12 protein-coding genes, 1 tRNA gene, 1 pseudogene and 1 other annotated feature are annotated in these 17,927 nt (G+C 47.5%); of the genes and pseudogenes, 10 read left to right on the top strand and 4 right to left on the bottom strand.

All coding sequences use genetic code 11. The annotated features are described in order from the left end of the window. The first annotated feature begins 8 nt into the window (after positions 1-8). Both QUA44_RS19810 and QUA44_RS19805 read left to right on the top strand, forming a co-directional pair. Complete coding sequence (locus tag QUA44_RS19810; protein WP_333253604.1) at positions 9-4,973, top strand: amino acid adenylation domain-containing protein; 4,965 nt, start codon at positions 9-11, stop codon at positions 4,971-4,973. 36 nt (positions 4,974-5,009) lie between these two features. Further along, complete coding sequence (locus tag QUA44_RS19805) at positions 5,010-9,083, top strand: amino acid adenylation domain-containing protein (protein WP_333253606.1); 4,074 nt, start codon at positions 5,010-5,012, stop codon at positions 9,081-9,083. 32 nt (positions 9,084-9,115) lie between these two features. Here QUA44_RS19805 and QUA44_RS19800 read toward each other — a convergent pair whose 3' ends face one another. Next, on the bottom strand, positions 9,116-10,525 hold the full coding sequence (locus QUA44_RS19800; protein ID WP_333253608.1) for an inorganic phosphate transporter: 1,410 nt from the start codon (positions 10,523-10,525) through the stop codon (positions 9,116-9,118). A 67-nt stretch (positions 10,526-10,592) separates the two neighbouring features. Here QUA44_RS19800 and rplS point away from each other — a divergent pair, with 67 nt between their 5' ends. Further along, a complete protein-coding gene (gene rplS, locus QUA44_RS19795; protein ID WP_333130053.1) occupies positions 10,593-10,976 on the top strand; it encodes a 50S ribosomal protein L19 in 384 nt (127 codons plus the stop codon). Between the two features lie 133 nt (positions 10,977-11,109). Next, positions 11,110-11,182: transfer RNA gene (locus tag QUA44_RS19790), tRNA-Trp, on the top strand. 58 nt (positions 11,183-11,240) lie between these two features. Here the strand turns inward: QUA44_RS19790 and QUA44_RS19785 are convergent. Beyond that, positions 11,241-11,435 carry a hypothetical protein gene (locus tag QUA44_RS19785; RefSeq protein ID WP_333276672.1) on the bottom strand — a complete coding sequence of 65 codons (195 nt, stop codon included), beginning with the start codon at positions 11,433-11,435 and terminating at the stop codon, positions 11,241-11,243. A 71-nt stretch (positions 11,436-11,506) separates the two neighbouring features. Between QUA44_RS19785 and secE the strand changes: the two genes are divergently transcribed. The 6 genes from secE (at position 11,507) to rplL (ending at position 15,190) form a co-directional block, all read left to right on the top strand. Further along, a complete protein-coding gene (gene secE, locus QUA44_RS19780; protein ID WP_333253611.1) occupies positions 11,507-11,740 on the top strand; it encodes a preprotein translocase subunit SecE in 234 nt (77 codons plus the stop codon). Further along, a complete protein-coding gene (gene nusG / locus QUA44_RS19775; protein ID WP_333253613.1) occupies positions 11,737-12,375 on the top strand; it encodes a transcription termination/antitermination protein NusG in 639 nt (212 codons plus the stop codon). The genes secE and nusG overlap by 4 nt, the downstream gene beginning before the upstream one ends. Positions 12,376-12,378: 3 nt before the next feature. Beyond that, the gene (rplK, locus tag QUA44_RS19770) at positions 12,379-12,804 is read left to right on the top strand and encodes a 50S ribosomal protein L11 (protein ID WP_006635588.1); all 426 of its coding nucleotides are present in this window, start codon (positions 12,379-12,381) and stop codon (positions 12,802-12,804) included. Between the two features lie 212 nt (positions 12,805-13,016). Then, positions 13,017-13,730, top strand: a complete 714-nt coding sequence (gene rplA / locus QUA44_RS19765; protein WP_333253615.1) for a 50S ribosomal protein L1 — start codon at positions 13,017-13,019, stop codon at positions 13,728-13,730. Positions 13,731-13,838: 108 nt separating this feature from the next. Then, positions 13,839-14,010, top strand: a sequence feature (ribosomal protein L10 leader region). Positions 14,011-14,039: 29 nt separating this feature from the next. After that, positions 14,040-14,666, top strand: a complete 627-nt coding sequence (gene rplJ, locus QUA44_RS19760; RefSeq protein WP_333253616.1) for a 50S ribosomal protein L10 — start codon at positions 14,040-14,042, stop codon at positions 14,664-14,666. A gap of 137 nt (positions 14,667-14,803) precedes the next feature. Further along, on the top strand, positions 14,804-15,190 hold the full coding sequence (gene rplL, locus QUA44_RS19755; RefSeq protein WP_333253618.1) for a 50S ribosomal protein L7/L12: 387 nt from the start codon (positions 14,804-14,806) through the stop codon (positions 15,188-15,190). Between the two features lie 292 nt (positions 15,191-15,482). Here rplL and crtD read toward each other — a convergent pair whose 3' ends face one another. Together crtD and QUA44_RS19745 are read right to left on the bottom strand one after the other, a co-directional pair. Further along, positions 15,483-17,093 (bottom strand): C-3',4' desaturase CrtD, encoded by a 1,611-nt coding sequence (gene crtD, locus QUA44_RS19750; RefSeq protein WP_333253620.1) that lies wholly within the window; start codon positions 17,091-17,093, stop codon positions 15,483-15,485. A 179-nt stretch (positions 17,094-17,272) separates the two neighbouring features. After that, positions 17,273-17,927: pseudogene (locus tag QUA44_RS19745) on the bottom strand (CopG family transcriptional regulator); the annotation flags it as partial.

The following is a 17,927-nucleotide window of genomic DNA, read 5'->3' as shown; positions in this document are numbered from 1 at the left end:
GACTCAAAATGCCAGAGCCAACAATATCGAGTTCATCGGCAAATGTAAGAGATTCTGTCACGGTAGAGTTAATAGAGTTTTTATCTTATCTTCGCAGTCTAGATATTAATGTTTTTGTTGAGGGATCTCGCCTGCGCTGCAACGCTCCCGAAGGAATTATTACACCCGAACTGCGCGCCGAGATTTCTCAGAAAAAAGCCGAAATTATTTCATTTTTAAAAGCAGCTAATCGTACTTCTAGTTTCACTCCTACACCGATTGTCCCTATGGGGCGGGACGGAAATCTACCGCTTTCTTTTGCACAGCAGCGCTTGTGGTTTCTCGACCAATTAGTACCAAACAATCCTTTTTATAATGTTCCCGCAGCATTGCGTTTGACAGGTTCGCTCAATTTGACGGCGCTGCAACAAACCTTCAATGAAATTGTGCGCCGCCACGAAGCTTTACGCACGACTTTAGCAGTAGTTTCGGGCCAACCCGTTCAGAGAATAGCTGCTGCTTTCCACCTTCCGATTAATGTAGTGGACTTGCGAACCTTGCCAAAGGAATCTCGACAAACTGAAGCAAACAGGCTCACCGCAGAGGAAGCTCAACGCTCTTTTAATTTGTCCAATGACTTGTTGCTGCGAGTCACATTATTGCAGTTAGATGATGCCGAATATTTACTCATGCTGAATATGCACCACATCGTCTCCGACGGTTGGTCTATCGGAGTATTAATTCAGGAATTAGGCGCACTTTACACGGCATTTGCTAGCGAAAAACCTTCGCCTTTACCTGCTTTGTCGATCCAGTATGCTGATTTTGCAAAATGGCAGCGCGAATGGCTGCAAGGGGAAGTTTTAGAAACGCAGCTTGCTTACTGGAGACAGCAGTTAAACGGCCTTTCTATGCTAAATTTGCCTGCGGATCTGCCCAGACCAGCAATTCAAAGTTACCGAGGCAAAAGGCAATTTTTGCAACTGCCAAAACAACTGAGCGAAGCTTTAGAAACGTTGAGCCAGCGTGAAGGAGTGACGCTGTTTATGACAATGCTGGCAGCTTTTAAAACGTTGCTTTACCATTACGCGCAGCAAGAAGATATTGTAGTAGGTTCGCCGATCGCCAATCGCAACCGCAGTGAAATAGAAGCACTAATCGGTTTTTTTGTCAACAGTTTGGTGTTGCGGACAGATTTGTCGGGAAATCCAACTTTTCGGGAACTTTTAAACCGAGTCAAAGAGGTAGCATTAGGAGCTTACGCTCACCAAGATTTGCCGTTTGAGAAGTTAGTAGAAGAACTGCACCCCGATCGCGCGTTGAACCAAAATCCCTTATTTCAGGTGGCGTTTGCGCTGCAAAACGCGCCGGGTAATCGGTTAGAATTGCCAGAATTAACACTCAGCCCGCAGCAGTTAGATGTGGGTACAGCGCGGTTTGATTTGGAGTTTCATTTGTGGGAGCGATCGCCCAACAGCTCGGGAAGCAACCAATCGCCCAGCAATAAGCTGTGGGTTGACAGCTCCGAGGGCATCAGCGGCATGGTTATTTACAGCGCCGATTTATTTGATGAAGCTACGATCGCCCGAATGTTAGGGCATTTTCAAACGCTGTTAGAAAGCATTGTGAAAAATCCCGAACAGCGAATTGCTAACTTGCAATATTTGAGCGCCAAAGAGCGTTATCATTTGTTAGTTGAATGCAACAAAACTCAGGCAGATTATCCGCTAAATTTGTGCGTACATCAGCTTTTTGAACTTCACGCCTCGCAAACGCCCTCGGCGGTGGCGCTGGTATTTGGAGATGAGCGAGTCACATACCAGCAGCTCAATCTCCGCAGCAACCAACTAGCACATTATCTGCAAAAAATCGGGGTGGGGGTGGAAGTTTTAGTCGGGCTGTGCGTAGAGCGATCGATCGATCTGATCGTGGGGATGTTGGGTATCCTGAAAGCGGGAGGAGCTTACCTAATTTTAGATCCCAGCTATCCTGTCGGGCGATCGAGCTTTATGGTAAAAGATGCTCAATTATCTGTTGTGTTAACTCAGCAGCAATGGATAGAGAATTTGCGCTCGCCCAATTTACAGATAGTTTGTTTAGACACAGACTGGGAGATGATTTCCCAAGAAATCGCCGACAATCCCACCAGCGCAGCCACAGCCGAAAATCTGGTTTACGCGATTTACACCTCCGGATCCACCGGAAAGCCGAAAGGAGTGGAAATTGAGCACGGGAGCTTGTTAAATCTCGTTTTTTGGCATCAAAGAGAGTTTGGGGTGTCAGCGGGCGATCGGGCAACGCAAATTGCTGCGATCGGCTTTGATGCTTGCGGGTGGGAAATTTGGCCTTATCTCGCCGCCGGAGCTAGCATCTACTTTCCAGAAGACGAAATCAGGCGAGATCCTGAAAGACTGCAAAACTGGTTAGTATCAAAAGCAATAACAATTAGCTTTTTGCCAACACCTTTAGCCGAAAAACTTTTGCGATTAGATTGGCCTCAAAATACAGCGTTGCGAATCTTGCTCGCAGGCGGCGAAAAACTGCAACAACATCCTTTAAAATCCCATCCATTTAAGCTAGTAAATAATTACGGCCCAACCGAAAACACCGTCGTCACAACTTCCGGTTACATTCCTGCAACAGAGCAAATAGACATCGCCCCGACAATTGGCCGCCCCATTGCTAACACTCAAATCTACATATTAGACAAATATTTGCAGCCGGTGGCGATCGGCGTTGTGGGCGAATTGTACATCGGCGGAAACGGACTCGCTCGCGGCTACCTCAACCGCCCCGATTTAACCGCACAAAGCTTTATTTCCAATCCTTTTAAAGCAAATTCAGGAGAGCGAATTTACAAAACCGGCGACTTAGTGCGCTACCGAAGCGACTGCAACCTGGAATTTTTGGGACGCATTGACGAACAAGTAAAAATTCGCGGTTTCCGCATCGAATTAGGAGAAATCGAAACAGTATTAACTCAACATCCGGCGGTACAGCAAACCGCAGCTACAACCTCGGAAGATGCAGAAGGAAATAAACGTTTAATAGCTTATGTCGCCCTCAATGCAGAATATAGCGTTGCCCGCGAAACCAACCAAATCATGCAATTGCAGGACGAACAGGTTTTGCAGTGGCAAATGCTCTACAATGAAACTTACGATCGACCAGCAGTTGACTCAGATCCAACATTTAATATAGTCGGCTGGAATAGCAGTTATACCAATCAGCCAATCCCAGCAGAACAGGTGCGCGACTGGGCGAACAATCAAGCAGCCCAAATTTTAGCTTTGCAGCCTAGGCGAGTGTTAGAAATTGGCTGCGGCACAGGTTTGTTGCTGTTCCAAATCGCGCCTCGCTGCACTCACTATTGCGGCACAGATTTTTCCCCGATTTCGCTCAATTACATTCAGCAACACTTGGCTAATCAACAGTTAGCTAATGTAACGCTGCTTCAGAAAATGGCGACTGACTTTGCAGGAGTAGAGACAGCAGCTTTTGACGCGGTGATTCTCAACTCTGTCGTGCAATATTTCCCGAATATCGACTATCTCGTGCAGGTGCTAGAAGGTGCAGTGCAAGCAACTGCTCCAGGCGGCTTTATATTCATCGGAGATGTCCGCAGCTTGCCCTTGCTGGCAGCTTTCCACGCTTCAGTACAACTGTATCAAGCCGAACCTTCTCTCGCTGGCGAACAGTTGCAGCAGCGAGTGCAAATGCAAATTTTTCAAGAAACAGAGTTAGTTATTGATCCCGATTTTTTTAGCGCCTTAAAGCACCGCTTTCCGCAGATTGGCGGCGTAGAGATTCAATTAATTCGCGGTAGTTACCACAACGAGTTAACTGATTTTCGGTACAATGCTATTCTGCATATTGCGTCTGAAATAGATCCCCCCCAATCCCCAGGGCGGTTTCATTCTCACGAAAATGGCGATTTTGTAGGGGCGGTGCCCCCGTGCCCGCCCCCACCCACAGACGATTTCACAGGCGTTTCAGACATGGGGGCAACCACGGGGGGATTGCCCCTACCGAGAATGAAACCGCCCTGCCCCCAATCCCCGGCACAAGGGGGGCAGGGCCCAGAAAAACGGTTGGATTGGTCGGATGAAAATCAGAATCTGACTGTTACCAAGGTGCAACAAACATTATTGGAAAATCAACTCGATATTTTAATAATTGCTAATGTGCCTAATGCGCGGGTAACGGCCGCAGTTAAGGCGGCAGAATTGCTGTCAGTTGTCGATAAATTTACCACAGCAGCTCAGTTGCAGAAAACCGTAGAAAAAGTCGAGAATTTAGGAGTAGAACCAGAGGATTGGTATGCTTTAGAAGTTCCGTATAATGTCAATATTAGTTGGTCTGATTCCGACAGTCAAGGGCGCTACGATGTAGTGTTTGCACGTGGCGAAACCAGAGATTTTGGGCAAGAAACCAGAAGCGATAACTTGCGTCCTTGGCGCTCTTATGCTAACAATCCTTTGCAAGCTAAAGCAGCCCGGAAATTAGTACCGCAGTTGCAGGCTTATCTAGCAGAAAAACTGCCTGAATATATGATTCCGTCGGCTTTTGTGGTGCTGGAGTCGCTACCGGTGACGGCTAACGGAAAGGTCGATCGCCTCGCTTTGCCCGCACCGGAGCCAATTAAGTTAGAATGGGCTGGCAGTTATGTTGCGCCTCAGACTTCTGTTGAGGAAGTTTTAGTGAAAATTTGGGCCGAAGTTTTGGGGATAAAGCGAGTGGGTATCCGCGACAATTTCTTTGAATTGGGAGGCCATTCGCTGCTGGCGACTCAGCTTGTTTCTAGAGTGCGAGATGCTTTCGCGGTAGAGTTGCCTTTGCGAAGGGTTTTTGAAGCGCCGACAATCGGAGAATTGTCTAAGATTGTGGAGAGTTTAAAAGAGAGCAAGGTTAATATTAAAGCTCCGGCGTTAGTGGCTATTTCTCGCGAAAGTCGGCGGATGAAGCTATCATCTTTTGATCGAGAAAGTAAATAAAATTAAGGCGGTTGAACGGGTGCAATTCCGATAAATATGCAGCAAGAAACAGAAGTTTTTGTCTTCCCGGCATCATTTGCCCAGCAGCGGCTTTGGTTCCTCAATCAATTAGCACCGGGCAATCCTTTCTACAATGTCTCAACAGCGCTCCGCTTAACAGGTTCCCTCAACTTCAGATCCTTAGAGCAAACCTTCAATGAAATTGTGCAGCGGCACGAAACTTTACGCACCACTTTTACGCTTTTGGAAGGGGAACTCGTACAAATTATTGCTCCCATTTTAACAGTACCCCTCCCCACAATTGACTTACAAAATCTCTCGCCAACTCAGCAGGAAACCGCAGCGCTGCAACTCGCAACCGATGCAGCGCAATGCCCTTTCGATTTAGCTGCTGGGCCCTTATTCAAAGTAACGCTGCTACAACTGGGTGAAACCGAACATATATTGTTGCTGAATTTACATCATATTGTGGCTGATGGTTGGTCGATGGGAGTGCTAATTCGAGAGCTGGGAACGCTCTACACGGCATTTGTAAAAAATGGGATTTCGCACTTACCAGCACTGCCCGTACAGTACGCGGACTTTGCAGAATGGCAGCACCAATACTTGCAGGGCGAAGTATTAGCAACCCAGTTAGATTATTGGCGCGAGCAGTTAAAGGGAATTACCGCAATAAATCTACCGACAGACAGACAAAGGCCGGCGGTTCCATCCTACCGGGGTGCTAAACATTTTATAACACTATCACCTGCTTTGAGCGAGCAGCTAAAGTTATTTAGCCAGCAAGAAAGCGCGACTTTATTTATCACTTTACTAGCCGCTTTTCAAACTTGGCTGTACCGCTATACAGGACAAGTAGATATTGCAGTAGGAACGCCGATCGCCAATCGCAACCTGAGCGAACTAGAAGCATTAATCGGGTTTTTTGTCAACAGTTTGGTGTTGCGTGCAGATTTGTCGGGAAATCCAACTTTTCGGGAACTATTGCATCGGGTAAAAAACGTCGCAATGGCAGCCTACGCCCACCAAGATTTGCCCTTCGAGAAGTTGGTTGAGGAAATGCACCCCGATCGCGAATTGAGCCGCAACCCCCTATTTCAAATTAGTTTCAGCCTGCAAAACACTCCTGTAGCAGCGCTAGAATTGCCGGGAATCACTTTGGGGGCGATCGACTTTGACGCAGGAACCGCCAAGCTCGACTTAGAGTGCAACTTGTGGGAAGATGCAGGAAGCATTCAAGGGCAATTTGTCTACAGCACAGACTTATTCGATCGCGCCACAATTGCGCGCATGGCGGAACATTTCCAAACACTGCTAAAAGCCATTGTTGCAAATCCCCAACAGCGCCTCAGCGACTTGGCTTTGCTGACAGCACCAGAATACCAGCAATTATTAAATGATTGGAATGACACTCAGAGAGATTATCCGCAAAACCAGTGTTTCCATCAGCTATTTGAAGAGCGAGTCGAGCTCGCGCCCGATGCTGTAGCCGCAGTCTTTGAAAACCAGCAGTTAACCTACCGCCAACTCAACAGCAAAGCCAACCAACTTGCACGTTACTTGCAGCAATTGGGTGCCAAACCGGAAGTTTTAATAGGGCTTTGTGTAGAACGTTCCTTAAATGCGATCGTCGGTATCTTAGGCATTATCAAAGCAGGCGCAGCCTACCTGCCTTTAGATCCAACTTATCCTCAAGAGCGCCTTAACTTCATGTTAGAAGATGCTCAGGTGTCGATTTTGGTGACTCAGCAGCACTTAGCAAAAAACTTGACGCAGCCGGAAAATTACGGAGTTTTTTCAGTAGTGTGTTTGGACTCCGACAGAGAAATTATTGCCCGACAAAGCCCAAAAAACCCAACTACAAATATCATACCAGAAAACCTAGCCTACGTCATTTACACATCAGGTTCAACCGGAAAACCCAAAGGCGTTTTAATCGAACATCGGGGACTCTACAACTTAGCCCTAGCTCAAATAGAAGCTTTTAACTTAAACTCAAATCACCGCATTTTGCAATTCGCCTCCCTGAGTTTTGATGCCTCAATCTTTGAGATTATCATGGCCTTGGGAACCGGAGCAACACTTTACTGTGCCAAGAAAGAATCTTTGTTGCCCGGACAAACATTAATCGAATTTTTGCAGGACAATGCTATTACCCACGCTACCCTCCCGCCCTCGCTGCTAGCAGTCCTTCCAAACGCCGAACTTCCCGCACTGCAAACAATCATCTGTGCTGGCGAATCTTGTTCTCCGGATATTGTTAAACGCTGGGCTTCTGGGCGCAGATTTTTTAACGCTTATGGCCCTACAGAAGCGACAGTCTGGTCAAGTTTTGCCGAAATTGGCGATTCCCTGCGGGATAGCTTCGCTTCACACAAAAAACCGCCAATCGGCCGCCCAATAGCTAACACTCAACTCTATATTTTAGATAAAAATTTACAGCCTGTACCCGTTGGAATTCCCGGTGAATTGTACATTGGCGGCAGCGGATTGGCGCGAGGCTACCTGAACCGCCCCGAATTAACCGCCCAGCGATTTATTGCTAATCCGTTTAGCCAGAAAGCAGGAGAACGAATTTATAAAACTGGTGACTTAGCGCGCTATTTTCCCGACGGCAATATTGAGTTTTTAGGCCGCACTGACGAACAGGTAAAAATTCGCGGTTATCGAATAGAATTGGGAGAGATTGAAGCGCTGCTGCTTCAGCATCCCGCAGTCAAAGAAACAGCGGTGGTGGCTGAAGATGATTTGTCTGGAAACAAGCGCCTAGTTGCTTATGTTGTCCCCCATCAAAATCAGACGCTTAATCCCGTGGAAATGCGGAATTTCCTCAAACAACAACTGCCCAATTACATGATTCCCAGTGCTTTTGTGGCGATCGACTTTCTGCCCCTAACTCCCAATGGCAAAATCGATCGCAACCGCCTAATATCGCCGCAGAATCTCACTAGCAATTCAACAGATAAAAGCTGCATTGCACCTCGCACGCCAACCGAGTCAACCCTCGCCCAAATTTGGTCAGAAATCCTTAACACAGAGCCAGTTGGCATTGGCGACAACTTCTTCGATTTGGGTGGAGATTCCCTGCTCGCAATCCGCCTCATAAATGAGATCAACCAGCAATTTGAGCGCGAGTTGTCGCTGTCTGCCCTTTTTTTAAATCCGACAATTGAAGGTTTAGCAGATTCGCTAGATTCAGGAACAAATTCTGAGGAATGGTCGCCGTTAGTGGCAATTAAGTCTCGCGGTAAAAATCCGCCTTTCTTCTGCGTCCATCCCATCTTTGGCGTGGTATTTCCTTATGTCGAGTTAGCATTTCAGCTAGGAGAAAATCAACCGTTTTACGGGCTGCAACCCAAAGGAATTGACGGCGAAAGTTCTCCGTTAACTAGCATTGAAGACATGGCGGCTGACTACATCGCAGCCTTGCGTACCGTTCAACCAAAAGGGCCTTATTTTTTAGGAGGTTGGTCTTTTGGTGGTTTGGTGGCTTTTGAGATGGCTCAACAGTTGCTCGCAGCGGGGGATGAAGTGGCTTTGCTGGCTGTGCTCGATACTTTGGCGCCGGTTGCTGTTAACAAACCTTCTGTTTGGGACGGTTGCAAGTTTATTCTGACTACTGTTTCCCGCTCTATCTGGCCTTTTGTGGTCGATTATTTTCGCTTGGTGGCTGCTGCGGAAAATGTGCAATTTGGCGGAATTGCAGCCAGGTTCCCTAATTTAAATAAGCTGCTTAATTGGGTAACTAATTTTTGGCATAGCTGGAATTGGAAACAGGCGATTATGGTTAGTATCCTATCTCAGGAGTCAAAACAAAACAACTGGCGGGAGCTGGCAATTCCGTCGATGTTCACTGTATTTCAAGCTAACAGTCAAGCAACCCTCAGCTATGTACCGAAAATTTATCCGCACCGAATTACTCTGTTTAGATCGGGGGAAAAGCTCAGCACGAACCATCAAGATCCGACTCTTGGCTGGAGCGATTTAACGGCGGCACAAGTAGAGGTGATTCGAGTTCCTGGCAATCACCTTACTATGTTGAGAAAGCCGTGTGTTGAGGTGCTGGCCAGACAGCTAAACCTTTGCTTGAAACAGAAATTAAGTGATTGAGCGGCCGTTGGGCGCGATCGATCGAATTGCGTTCATCTGGCTAAAATCCATTGGGCGATGCTGAAAATGCTAGCACCCAAAGCGGCTGCGATCGGAATTGTCACCAGCCAAGCCGAACCAATTGACAGCAAAGTTTCCCAGCGTACTGTTTTCCAAGCTTTGATCAGTCCGACTCCGACAACTGCACCGACTAAAGCGTGGGATGTGGAAACTGGCAAACCGAAGCGGGATGCTAGCAAGACTGTGGTGGCTGTGGCTAATTCCGCGCAAAATCCGCCGCTGGGTTGCAGTTGGATGATCTTTTCGCCGACTGTGGCAATTACATTTTTGCCCCAAATTGCTAAACCGATGACGATTCCTACGCCTCCGACGATTAAAATCCACAGTGGAACGCTGAAATCGTCTGAGGGAAAGGAACCTGTGCGCCGGATATAGGCGATCGCAGCTAGGGGCGCAACGGCATTTCCTACGTCGTTGGAACCGTGGGCAAATGCTACAAAACAGGCGCTCAATACTTGAAATCTCGCCATCTGTTGCTCGATGAGAGAGTGGCGGGGAGGGGGAGAGGGGGAGAGGGGGAGAGGGGGAGATTGGGAAAATATTCCCTCTTTCTTATTCCTTGCATCCGTTACATCCGTTACATCCGTTACAAAATCCGCTGCCGAACCTTCTTCCTTCTCAACTGATTCTAATTTTTTCCAGCTATTGAGCGAAAGCCCGATCGCCCCAATTCCCCCGATACCAATGACAATATCGTGAATTGGCAGACTCCAGCCAAATCGATCGTACACAAAGGCGATCGCTCCTGTCTGCACGAAAGCAACATCCACAATAGACGGCAGTACAATAATCCCAAATACGCTCAGCATTGCTGCACTCAGCCAAGGTATCCACTCGCGCATTTGAGATAGAGGATCTGGCCGATCGAGAATCGAATACTTCACCACACTGTAAAATAGCGCGGCTAAAGCACCACTAGCAACAGGTGTCGCCACCCAAGTTAGGGAGATGGTGCCGATGGTTCGCCAATCAACTGCATTAATTCCGGCTGCAACACAGCTAAAACCCGCGATCGCACCTACCACCGCATGAGATGAAGAAACTGGCAAACCTCGACTGGTAGCGATTTGCAGCCATATCCCGCAAGCTATCAGCACTGACACCATCCCGATTAAAAATACCTGTGGTTGGGCCGCGAACACATCTACATTCACAACTCCTGTTGCTAGAGTTTCGGAAACTCCTTGGCCGAACAGCACTGCGCCGGAAAATTCCAGTATGCCTGCAACAATTATTGCCTGCCGAAGCGTTAGCGCCTTCGAGCCTACGGATGTCCCCATCGAGTTAGCGACATCGTTGGCCCCCAAGTTGGCGGCGACGTAGAAGGCGAGTGCAGCCATTGCCCCCAGTTGCAGAAATACGACCCCAGAGGTATCTAACATAGAAATTTTTTGACATAAAACGGGCATTGCGATATATGATAAGGGATTGTGAGTTTTGGTAAATCCCATGAAAGGCGCAGAAATAATCCGTTCGATCGAGACGGAAGAAATAAATAGAGTCAAGCAAGAACTCAATAAACAACTCCCCGAAATTTACGTGGGCGACACAGTGCGCGTCGGCGTAAGAATTAAAGAGGGTTCTAAAGAACGGGTTCAGCCCTACGAAGGGACTGTGATTGCCATGCGTAACGGCGGGATTAATGAAACAATCACCGTCCGACGCGTGTTTCAGGGCGTCGGCGTGGAACGGGTGTTTTTGATTCACTCGCCCCGCATCGCTACGATCCAAGTGATGCGCCGCGGGAAAGTCCGCAGAGCAAAACTTTACTACCTGCGCGATCGGGTGGGCAAGGCAACTCGCGTCAAACAGCGGTTCGATCGCTCCCTGTAGGAATGCACCCAGCTTTCCCTTGGTTCATGATTCATGGGAAATTGAGAAATTTCAAAAAAAGTTTCCCATTTACGAGCGCACTGTGTTAAAATAGAAATCTAGAGGTTAAGCGAATTTCAGCAACCTCACCTGTGCGCTCTTAGTTCAGTTGGTAGAACGCAGGTCTCCAAAACCTGATGTCGGGGGTTCAAGTCCTCCAGGGCGCGCTGAATCACCAAACTTTAAATTCTGCCCGAAAGCGCCCGGATTATTGGCTGGCAACAGTCAAAACCGTAAACTTTCGGGTAGAATTAATTTTTGTGGGCGGTTCGCAAAAAATGCCATCAACAAATGCTCGGTGTGGTCTCTCGATCTTCTGTTTGGGCGATCGACATTTACGCCGTTGATTGGTTGGGCTTGTAAAAAAGTCGTGGCTTTGGATTGGAGATTTTGGACTTGAGCGTAAGTGGTTAGTGTCAAAAAATCTGAGAGCCGCGGGCCACTCACACCATCTAAAATCTAAAATCTAAAATCGCAAGGGGGATTAAATCGTGGCGAAAAAAGACGAAGCTCAAGAAACTCAAGAAATAACGGCGCCTGGGTTTAGCCCTGCGGGCTTTTTTAAGGAAACTAGAGAAGAACTCGACAAAGTGGTTTGGCCCAGCAGGCAGCAGTTAATCAGCGAGTCTTTGGCAGTGCTTTTGATGGTAATCCTTTCAGCAAGCCTGATCTATTTGGTGGATAACTTCTTTAACTGGGGCGCAGCAAAGGTGTTTGGGTCATGACTTTTGCATCAGAAGAATCTGAGTATTCCACAGAAGCGACGGGACAGGCTTCATCGCCAGATGTGCCGGAAATTGATGCTCGCTGGTATGCTGTTCAAGTTGCCTCTGGCTGCGAAAAGCGCGTGAAGGCAAACTTGCAGCAGCGGATTCAAACTTTGGATGTTGCCGATCGCATCGTTCAAGTCGAAATTCCGCAAACTCCGGCGATCAAAGTCGGTAAAGACGGTTCCAGGCGGCAGTCAGATGAAAAAATCTTTCCCGGCTACGTACTCATCCGTATGTTTATGGACGAGGATACGTGGCAGGTGATCAAGAATACCCCGAATGTAATTAATTTTGTCGGGGCAGAGCAAAAACGCCGCTACGGGCGCGGCAGGGGTCACGTCAAACCGTTACCTCTGAGTCATTCGGAAGTAGAACGGATCTTCAGAAACGCTCAGGAATCAGAACCGGTTGTCAAAGTATCGATGGCGACAGGAGACCACGTTGTGGTACTTTCCGGGCCATTTAAGGATTTTGAAGGTGATGTGATTGAAGTTAGCCCGGAACGGAACAAGCTCAAAGTTTTACTATCGATTTTTGGGCGCGATACGCCTGTAGAATTGGAGTTCAATCAGGTTCAGAAACAGAACTAACTAATGGCAAAGAAAGTTGTTGCAGTAATTAAGTTGGCGATTACGGCGGGAAAAGCCAACCCAGCTCCTCCTATCGGCCCAGCCCTGGGTCAGCACGGCGTCAATATTATGATGTTTTGCAAGGAGTACAATGCTAGAACCGCAGACCAAGCTGGTCTGGTGGTTCCGGTAGAAATTTCGGTTTTTGAAGACCGCAGTTTTACGTTTATTCTCAAAACCCCCCCGGCTTCGGTTTTGATTCAAAAAGCTGCTGGCATTGCTAAGGGTTCGGGTGAACCTAATCGCAAGCAAGTAGGGACAATTACACAGGCTCAATTGCGAGAAATCGCTGAAACCAAAATGCCTGACCTTAACGCTAATGATGTTGAAGCTGCTATGAAAATTGTGGCGGGAACAGCTAAAAACATGGGCGTGGCGATCGCGGATTGAAGTCAGTTGTCAGTTGTCAGTTGACAGTTGTCAGTAATTCAGAATTTTGAAGCTAAAATCTTCAAGCTCAAATCGTAAGTCCTAAGTCGATTCAGGGGGAGAAGCAAAGCTTCGCTAGGAATCGCAAATGTTTTAGATTAGAAATGAGCTAAACAATTCAATCTAAAATCTAAAATCCAAAATCTAAAATCGACTGACCCCAAAAAACAAAAATGGCAAAGAAAGTATCGCGAAGACTGCAAGAACTTCAAAAGAAAGTTGAAGAGAGACCTTATCTACCGCTGGAAGCTCTGCAACTTTTGAAAGAAACAGCAACCGCTAAGTTTGGCGAATCTGCTGAAGCTCACATCCGTTTGGGAATTGACCCGAAATATACTGACCAACAGTTGCGGACAACTGTATCGCTACCAAAAGGAACTGGTCAAGTAGTCAGAATTGCGGTGATTGCTAAGGGCGAAAAAGTTAAAGAAGCTCTGAATGCCGGCGCGGATATTGCTGGTTCGGAAGAGTTGATCGATGAAATTCAGAAGGGCATGATGGACTTCGATTGCCTGATTGCTACCCCAGATGTGATGCCGTTGGTGGCAAAATTGGGTCGGTTGTTGGGCCCGCGCGGTTTGATGCCTTCTCCGAAAGGTGGCACGGTGACGACTGACCTTGCTCAAGCCATCAACGAGTTTAAAGGTGGTAAGATGGAATTCCGTGCCGATAAAACTGGCATCGTTCATGTTATGTTTGGCAAGGCAGCTTTCTCAGCGGAAGATTTGCTCGTCAACCTTCATGCTTTGCAAGAAACTGTTGACCGCAACCGTCCTTCTGGTGCTAAAGGTCGCTACTGGCGCAGTTTGTACGTATCCGCAACAATGGGCCCGTCGATCGAAGTCGATATCAGTGCCCTGCGCGATACCAAACTTGATGGTGCCTAGAAAGAATTAAGCAGAAGGCAGAAGTAAAAGACAGCTTCGGTTGTTTGTATAAATCTCTCACGAGATTTGGACTATACCCTTGCTAATGTCTGCCTTCTGATGATAGCCTAATCAAAAATCCATAAGCCCAAGACCGCAGGTGCCGAGCGCTTAATTTCCTGCCGAGGCTGAAGAAATAAAAACTCAAGAAAATAAATTAAAAAGTTCTATCTTTTAATTCCTAATTCTTAATTTTTAATTCTCTGCCCCGGCTATAAGGTTGGGGTTTTTGATTGGCAGTTTGAGATCCTAAAAGGAGGTGAAATAAGTATGGGCAAAAGTTTAGCAGTAAAAAATGAGATTATTGCAGACCTCAAGCAAACCTTGAGCGAATCTCAATTGGTAATCGCGATCGACTACACGGGCTTAACTGTTGCTGAAATCACAGATTTGCGTGGGCGTTTGCGTCCGAAAGGCAGCAGTTGCCAAGTGGCAAAAAACACGCTGATGCGAATTGCGGTTGAAGGCAACGAAACCTGGCAGCCGATACAGCAATTGCTGACCGGTACGTCGGCGTTTCTGTTCGTGCAAGAAGATATTGGCGGCGCGATTAAAGCTTACCAAGAATTCCAAAAAGTCTCTAAGAAGACTGAACTTCGCGGCGGCGTGATGGAAGGACGGGTGCTGAAAGAAGCTGATGTTAAAGCATTAGCTGATCTGCCGTCGAAAGAACAACTCATGGCTCAAATTGCTGGCGCTATCAACGGTGTCGCAACCAAGTTGGCTGTGGGTATCAATCAAGTTCCTACTTCGATCGCTCGTGGTCTTAAGGCTTATGCTGAAAAAGACGGCGATTCCGCAGAAGTAGAAGCACAACCTGAAGCAGAACCTCAAGCAGAAGCAGCAGTAGAAGCACAAGCACAACCTGAAGCAGAAGCAGAAAGCACATCTGCGTAAGTCATTAGTAATTAGTCATTAGTCCTCAGTCATTAGTATTTAGCAATAGATAGAGACTGGAGACGAAAAACTAATGATGAATGAGCAAATCTCAAATCCCCAATCCCAAATCTACAATCGAACTAGGAGTTCAAAAAATGTCTACTGCAACTGACGAAATCTTAGAAAAACTGAAGACTCTGAGCTTGCTCGAAGCTTCTGAATTGGTCAAGCAAATTGAAGAAGCTTTCGGCGTTAGCGCTGCTGCTCCTGTAGGCGGCATGATGATGATGGGCGGCCCAGCGGCTGCTGCTGAAGAAGTAGAAGTACAAACTGAGTTCAGCGTGATTCTGGAAGAAGTTCCTGCTGACAAGAAAATCGCAATTCTGAAGGAAGTCCGCGCAATTACCGGTCTGGGCCTGAAGGAAGCAAAAGACTTGGTAGAAGCCGCACCGAAGGCAGTTAAGGAAGCTATTGCTAAGGAAGCTGCTGAAGAAATGAAGAAACAGCTTGAAGCTGTGGGCGCAAAGATTTCTATCAAGTAGTCAGAGAATGTAGTTGATATCAATTCCGGTGACACCGGAATGATGGTTAACTGTTAACAGTTGACTGTTGACTGTTGACTGTGGACGGTTAACTGTTAACTATTCCCTAAAATTAATCGCGCGATAGTTACATCTCTCGCGCGATTAATTATTTTTGGCGTAGGGAAACGGCATTGCCGTGTCCTCTTAGATTAGACTTCTTGCAAAAGTCCTTTTAAGCAAATTTTCGGACGGGCAAGATGCCCATCCCACAAGAGAAAAAACTGTGGGATGGGCATCTTGCCCGTCCCAGCTATTTTTGCAAGAGGTCTATTTTAGAGGCGGCTTCCATCTGTCGCACTACTGTTAAAGCAGAATAGGAAACACCGGCAGTGCCTTCTCCGGGATGGGTGGAGTCGCCTACTAACCACAAATTTTTAATTGGTGTGCGGTTGGCAAATCCGAAGGGGCCGAAGGTTGGTACTCGCTGGCCGATGCCACCCACAACACCTCTATCTCTCGCCGTGTAGCGGGCAAAGGTGCGGGGTGTGGCTGATTCTTGGTGTACAATTTTTTCGGGTGTCAAATCGAAATATTCGCTCAAACGGCCGATCGCCCCTGCGGTATATTTTTGCTTCAATCCTTCATAATCAACCGAATTCCACCACATTCGAGTATCAGTAAAAGACGAAGCGATAATTGTCGCCATTCCCTGCGGTGCTCGGCCATCACCCGGATGGCTGACTGAAACAAATAATGAATTATTCTCCCCAATCTCGCCGTCGTAATCGTAAAGAAACTGAAGGTGCGGCGGACAATTTGCCGGAATTGCGCTTTCATGCACTCCCAAATATATGACAAATGCGCCGGATGCGGGCGGCAATTTATCAACTCGATATTTGTAGCCTGCCATTTGATTTGGCAATTGGTTTGTTATGTCTGAATTATCTGTTAAAGTTTCTAAAACAGGCTCGCTTGACATCAATTTTACTAGATTTTGCGCGGTCACGTTGGCAACAATGCGATCGGCAGTTTCTGTCCAAACTTCGCCTGTTTTTTGATTGCGAATCACTGTACCGGTGGCTGTGCCGTTAGTGGTGACAATACTTTCGACTGTATGCCGCAACAGGACTTTGCCGCCGTAGAGTTCGATCGCACTTACGAGTCGATCGCTCAACACCTGCATACTTCCTTCTAGATGATACAATCCCTGCGGCGCTTGCGAAACTCCTAAAGCCGTCGCCGCGTAAAGCAGCGCCGTTTCTTCGGTATCAACTTGAGAATACAATTTTAACTGCAAATCCAGAAAAGTTCTCAAGCGCAAATTGTCGCCCAACCCACAAAGCCGCAAAGCATCACCCACCGTCATAAAAGTGAAAGGCAAAGTAATTAAAGTATCGGGGCGCACAGCTTGAATTAATTGCCAGAAATCCCAGAAATTTCTGGGCGGCAAAACTGGATCGCGCCCTTGAAAATTCCAGCTAGCTTGGAACAATGTAGATAATAATTGCCAAAAACGTTCGCTACCGGGAAATTGCCGCTGTCTTTCTTCGTGCCATTTTTGCGGATCTCGCCAGACGCTAATCGGTGCAGTTTCTCCCGGCAAAAACACCGCACAAGCGGGATCGCATGGTGTGGCGGCGGGAAGTTCGATATCTAATTCCGAGAAAATTCGGTGGTGAATCCCTCCGGGTTCCAATCCTGCAACCTGTGTCGCGCCCACATCGAAGGTAAAGCCTTGGCGTTTGAAGGTGGAAGCGCATCCTCCGGGGACGATCGCCTGATCTAAGACTAGCACTTGGTATCCTCTGCGGGCTAGCAGGGCGGCTGCTGTCAGCCCGCCGATGCCGCCTCCAATTACCGTGACGCGGCCCTTAGTGTCTGCGGGATTGGATTTGCTCTCAGGGGTGCGATCGCCTCTCATAATTTATTTATTGTAATATTTCTTAATAGTATGCTCATATTTTGCAATAAAAAGCTCTTGTGGCGACAGATTGAAATCTATCGCTACAAGAGGAAGGAGGCCGAGTTGAGAGGACGTTTTAGGGGTAAGGTGCTCCGGGGGCACCCGGAGCGTTAGACTGTGCCGTGTTGATGAAAGAATCAGGGACGGCGCCACTTGTTGAGATAAGCTTCGCCAATCCCAGCCACAGCCTGCATTTGAGCTAGCTGTTCCCGTAAAGCTTTGATGGTTCTTAGCTGTTCTTGAGACTGTTGCTGCAAAGCGTCGTCATTCCGCTGTATCGCCGCACTCTGGCTCAATCCATTTTCCAGATATTGCAACTTGGTCAGTTTAACTTGGAAGTCGCCGATCGCACTTGACTTTTCTGCTAACTCGTGCTGCAAAGATTCGTAACTCGACTTCGACACGGTTTCCTGGAATTGGCTTTCGAGATTTTGCTTTTCGGTGGCGAATTGCTGCTGCAAAGATTCCAGAGCACTGGATTTTTCAGCGAATTGCTGCTGCAAAGATTCCAGAGCACTGGATTTTTCGGCTAGTTGCTGCTGAAACTCGTGTTCCCGGTGTTCTCTTTCAGCGAATTGCTGCTGCAAAGATTCCAGAGCACTGGATTTTTCGGCTAGTTGCTGCTGCAACTCGTGTTCCTGGTGTTCTCTTTCGGCGAATTGCTGCTGCAAAGAAGCGATCGAACTTTCGCATTCACTCAACTGCTGCTGTAAACTTTCGTAACTTGATTTCGCTACAGTTTCGGCTAATTGGCCTTCGAGATTTTGCTTTTCGGTAGCTAATTGCTGCTGC

The sequence above is a fragment of the Microcoleus sp. N9_A2 genome (assembly GCF_036701775.1).
Lineage (GTDB): Bacteria > Cyanobacteriota > Cyanobacteriia > Cyanobacteriales > Microcoleaceae > Microcoleus.
Note: the sequence above shows the minus strand (reverse complement) of the source record. Positions and strands in the feature narration are given on the sequence as shown.

Excerpts from the sequence above, each read along its gene's own strand:
- QUA44_RS19810 (WP_333253604.1), top strand. The coding sequence starts at position 9 with ATGCCAGAGCCAACAATATCGAGTTCATCGGCAAATGTAAGAGATTCT.
- QUA44_RS19805 (WP_333253606.1), top strand. The coding sequence starts at position 5,010 with ATGCAGCAAGAAACAGAAGTTTTTGTCTTCCCGGCATCATTTGCCCAG.
- QUA44_RS19800 (WP_333253608.1), bottom strand. The coding sequence starts at position 10,525 with ATGTTAGATACCTCTGGGGTCGTATTTCTGCAACTGGGGGCAATGGCT.
- rplS (WP_333130053.1), top strand. The coding sequence starts at position 10,593 with ATGAAAGGCGCAGAAATAATCCGTTCGATCGAGACGGAAGAAATAAAT.
- nusG (WP_333253613.1), top strand. The coding sequence starts at position 11,737 with ATGACTTTTGCATCAGAAGAATCTGAGTATTCCACAGAAGCGACGGGA.
- rplK (WP_006635588.1), top strand. The coding sequence starts at position 12,379 with ATGGCAAAGAAAGTTGTTGCAGTAATTAAGTTGGCGATTACGGCGGGA.
- rplA (WP_333253615.1), top strand. The coding sequence starts at position 13,017 with ATGGCAAAGAAAGTATCGCGAAGACTGCAAGAACTTCAAAAGAAAGTT.
- rplJ (WP_333253616.1), top strand. The coding sequence starts at position 14,040 with ATGGGCAAAAGTTTAGCAGTAAAAAATGAGATTATTGCAGACCTCAAG.
- rplL (WP_333253618.1), top strand. The coding sequence starts at position 14,804 with ATGTCTACTGCAACTGACGAAATCTTAGAAAAACTGAAGACTCTGAGC.
- crtD (WP_333253620.1), bottom strand. The coding sequence starts at position 17,093 with ATGAGAGGCGATCGCACCCCTGAGAGCAAATCCAATCCCGCAGACACT.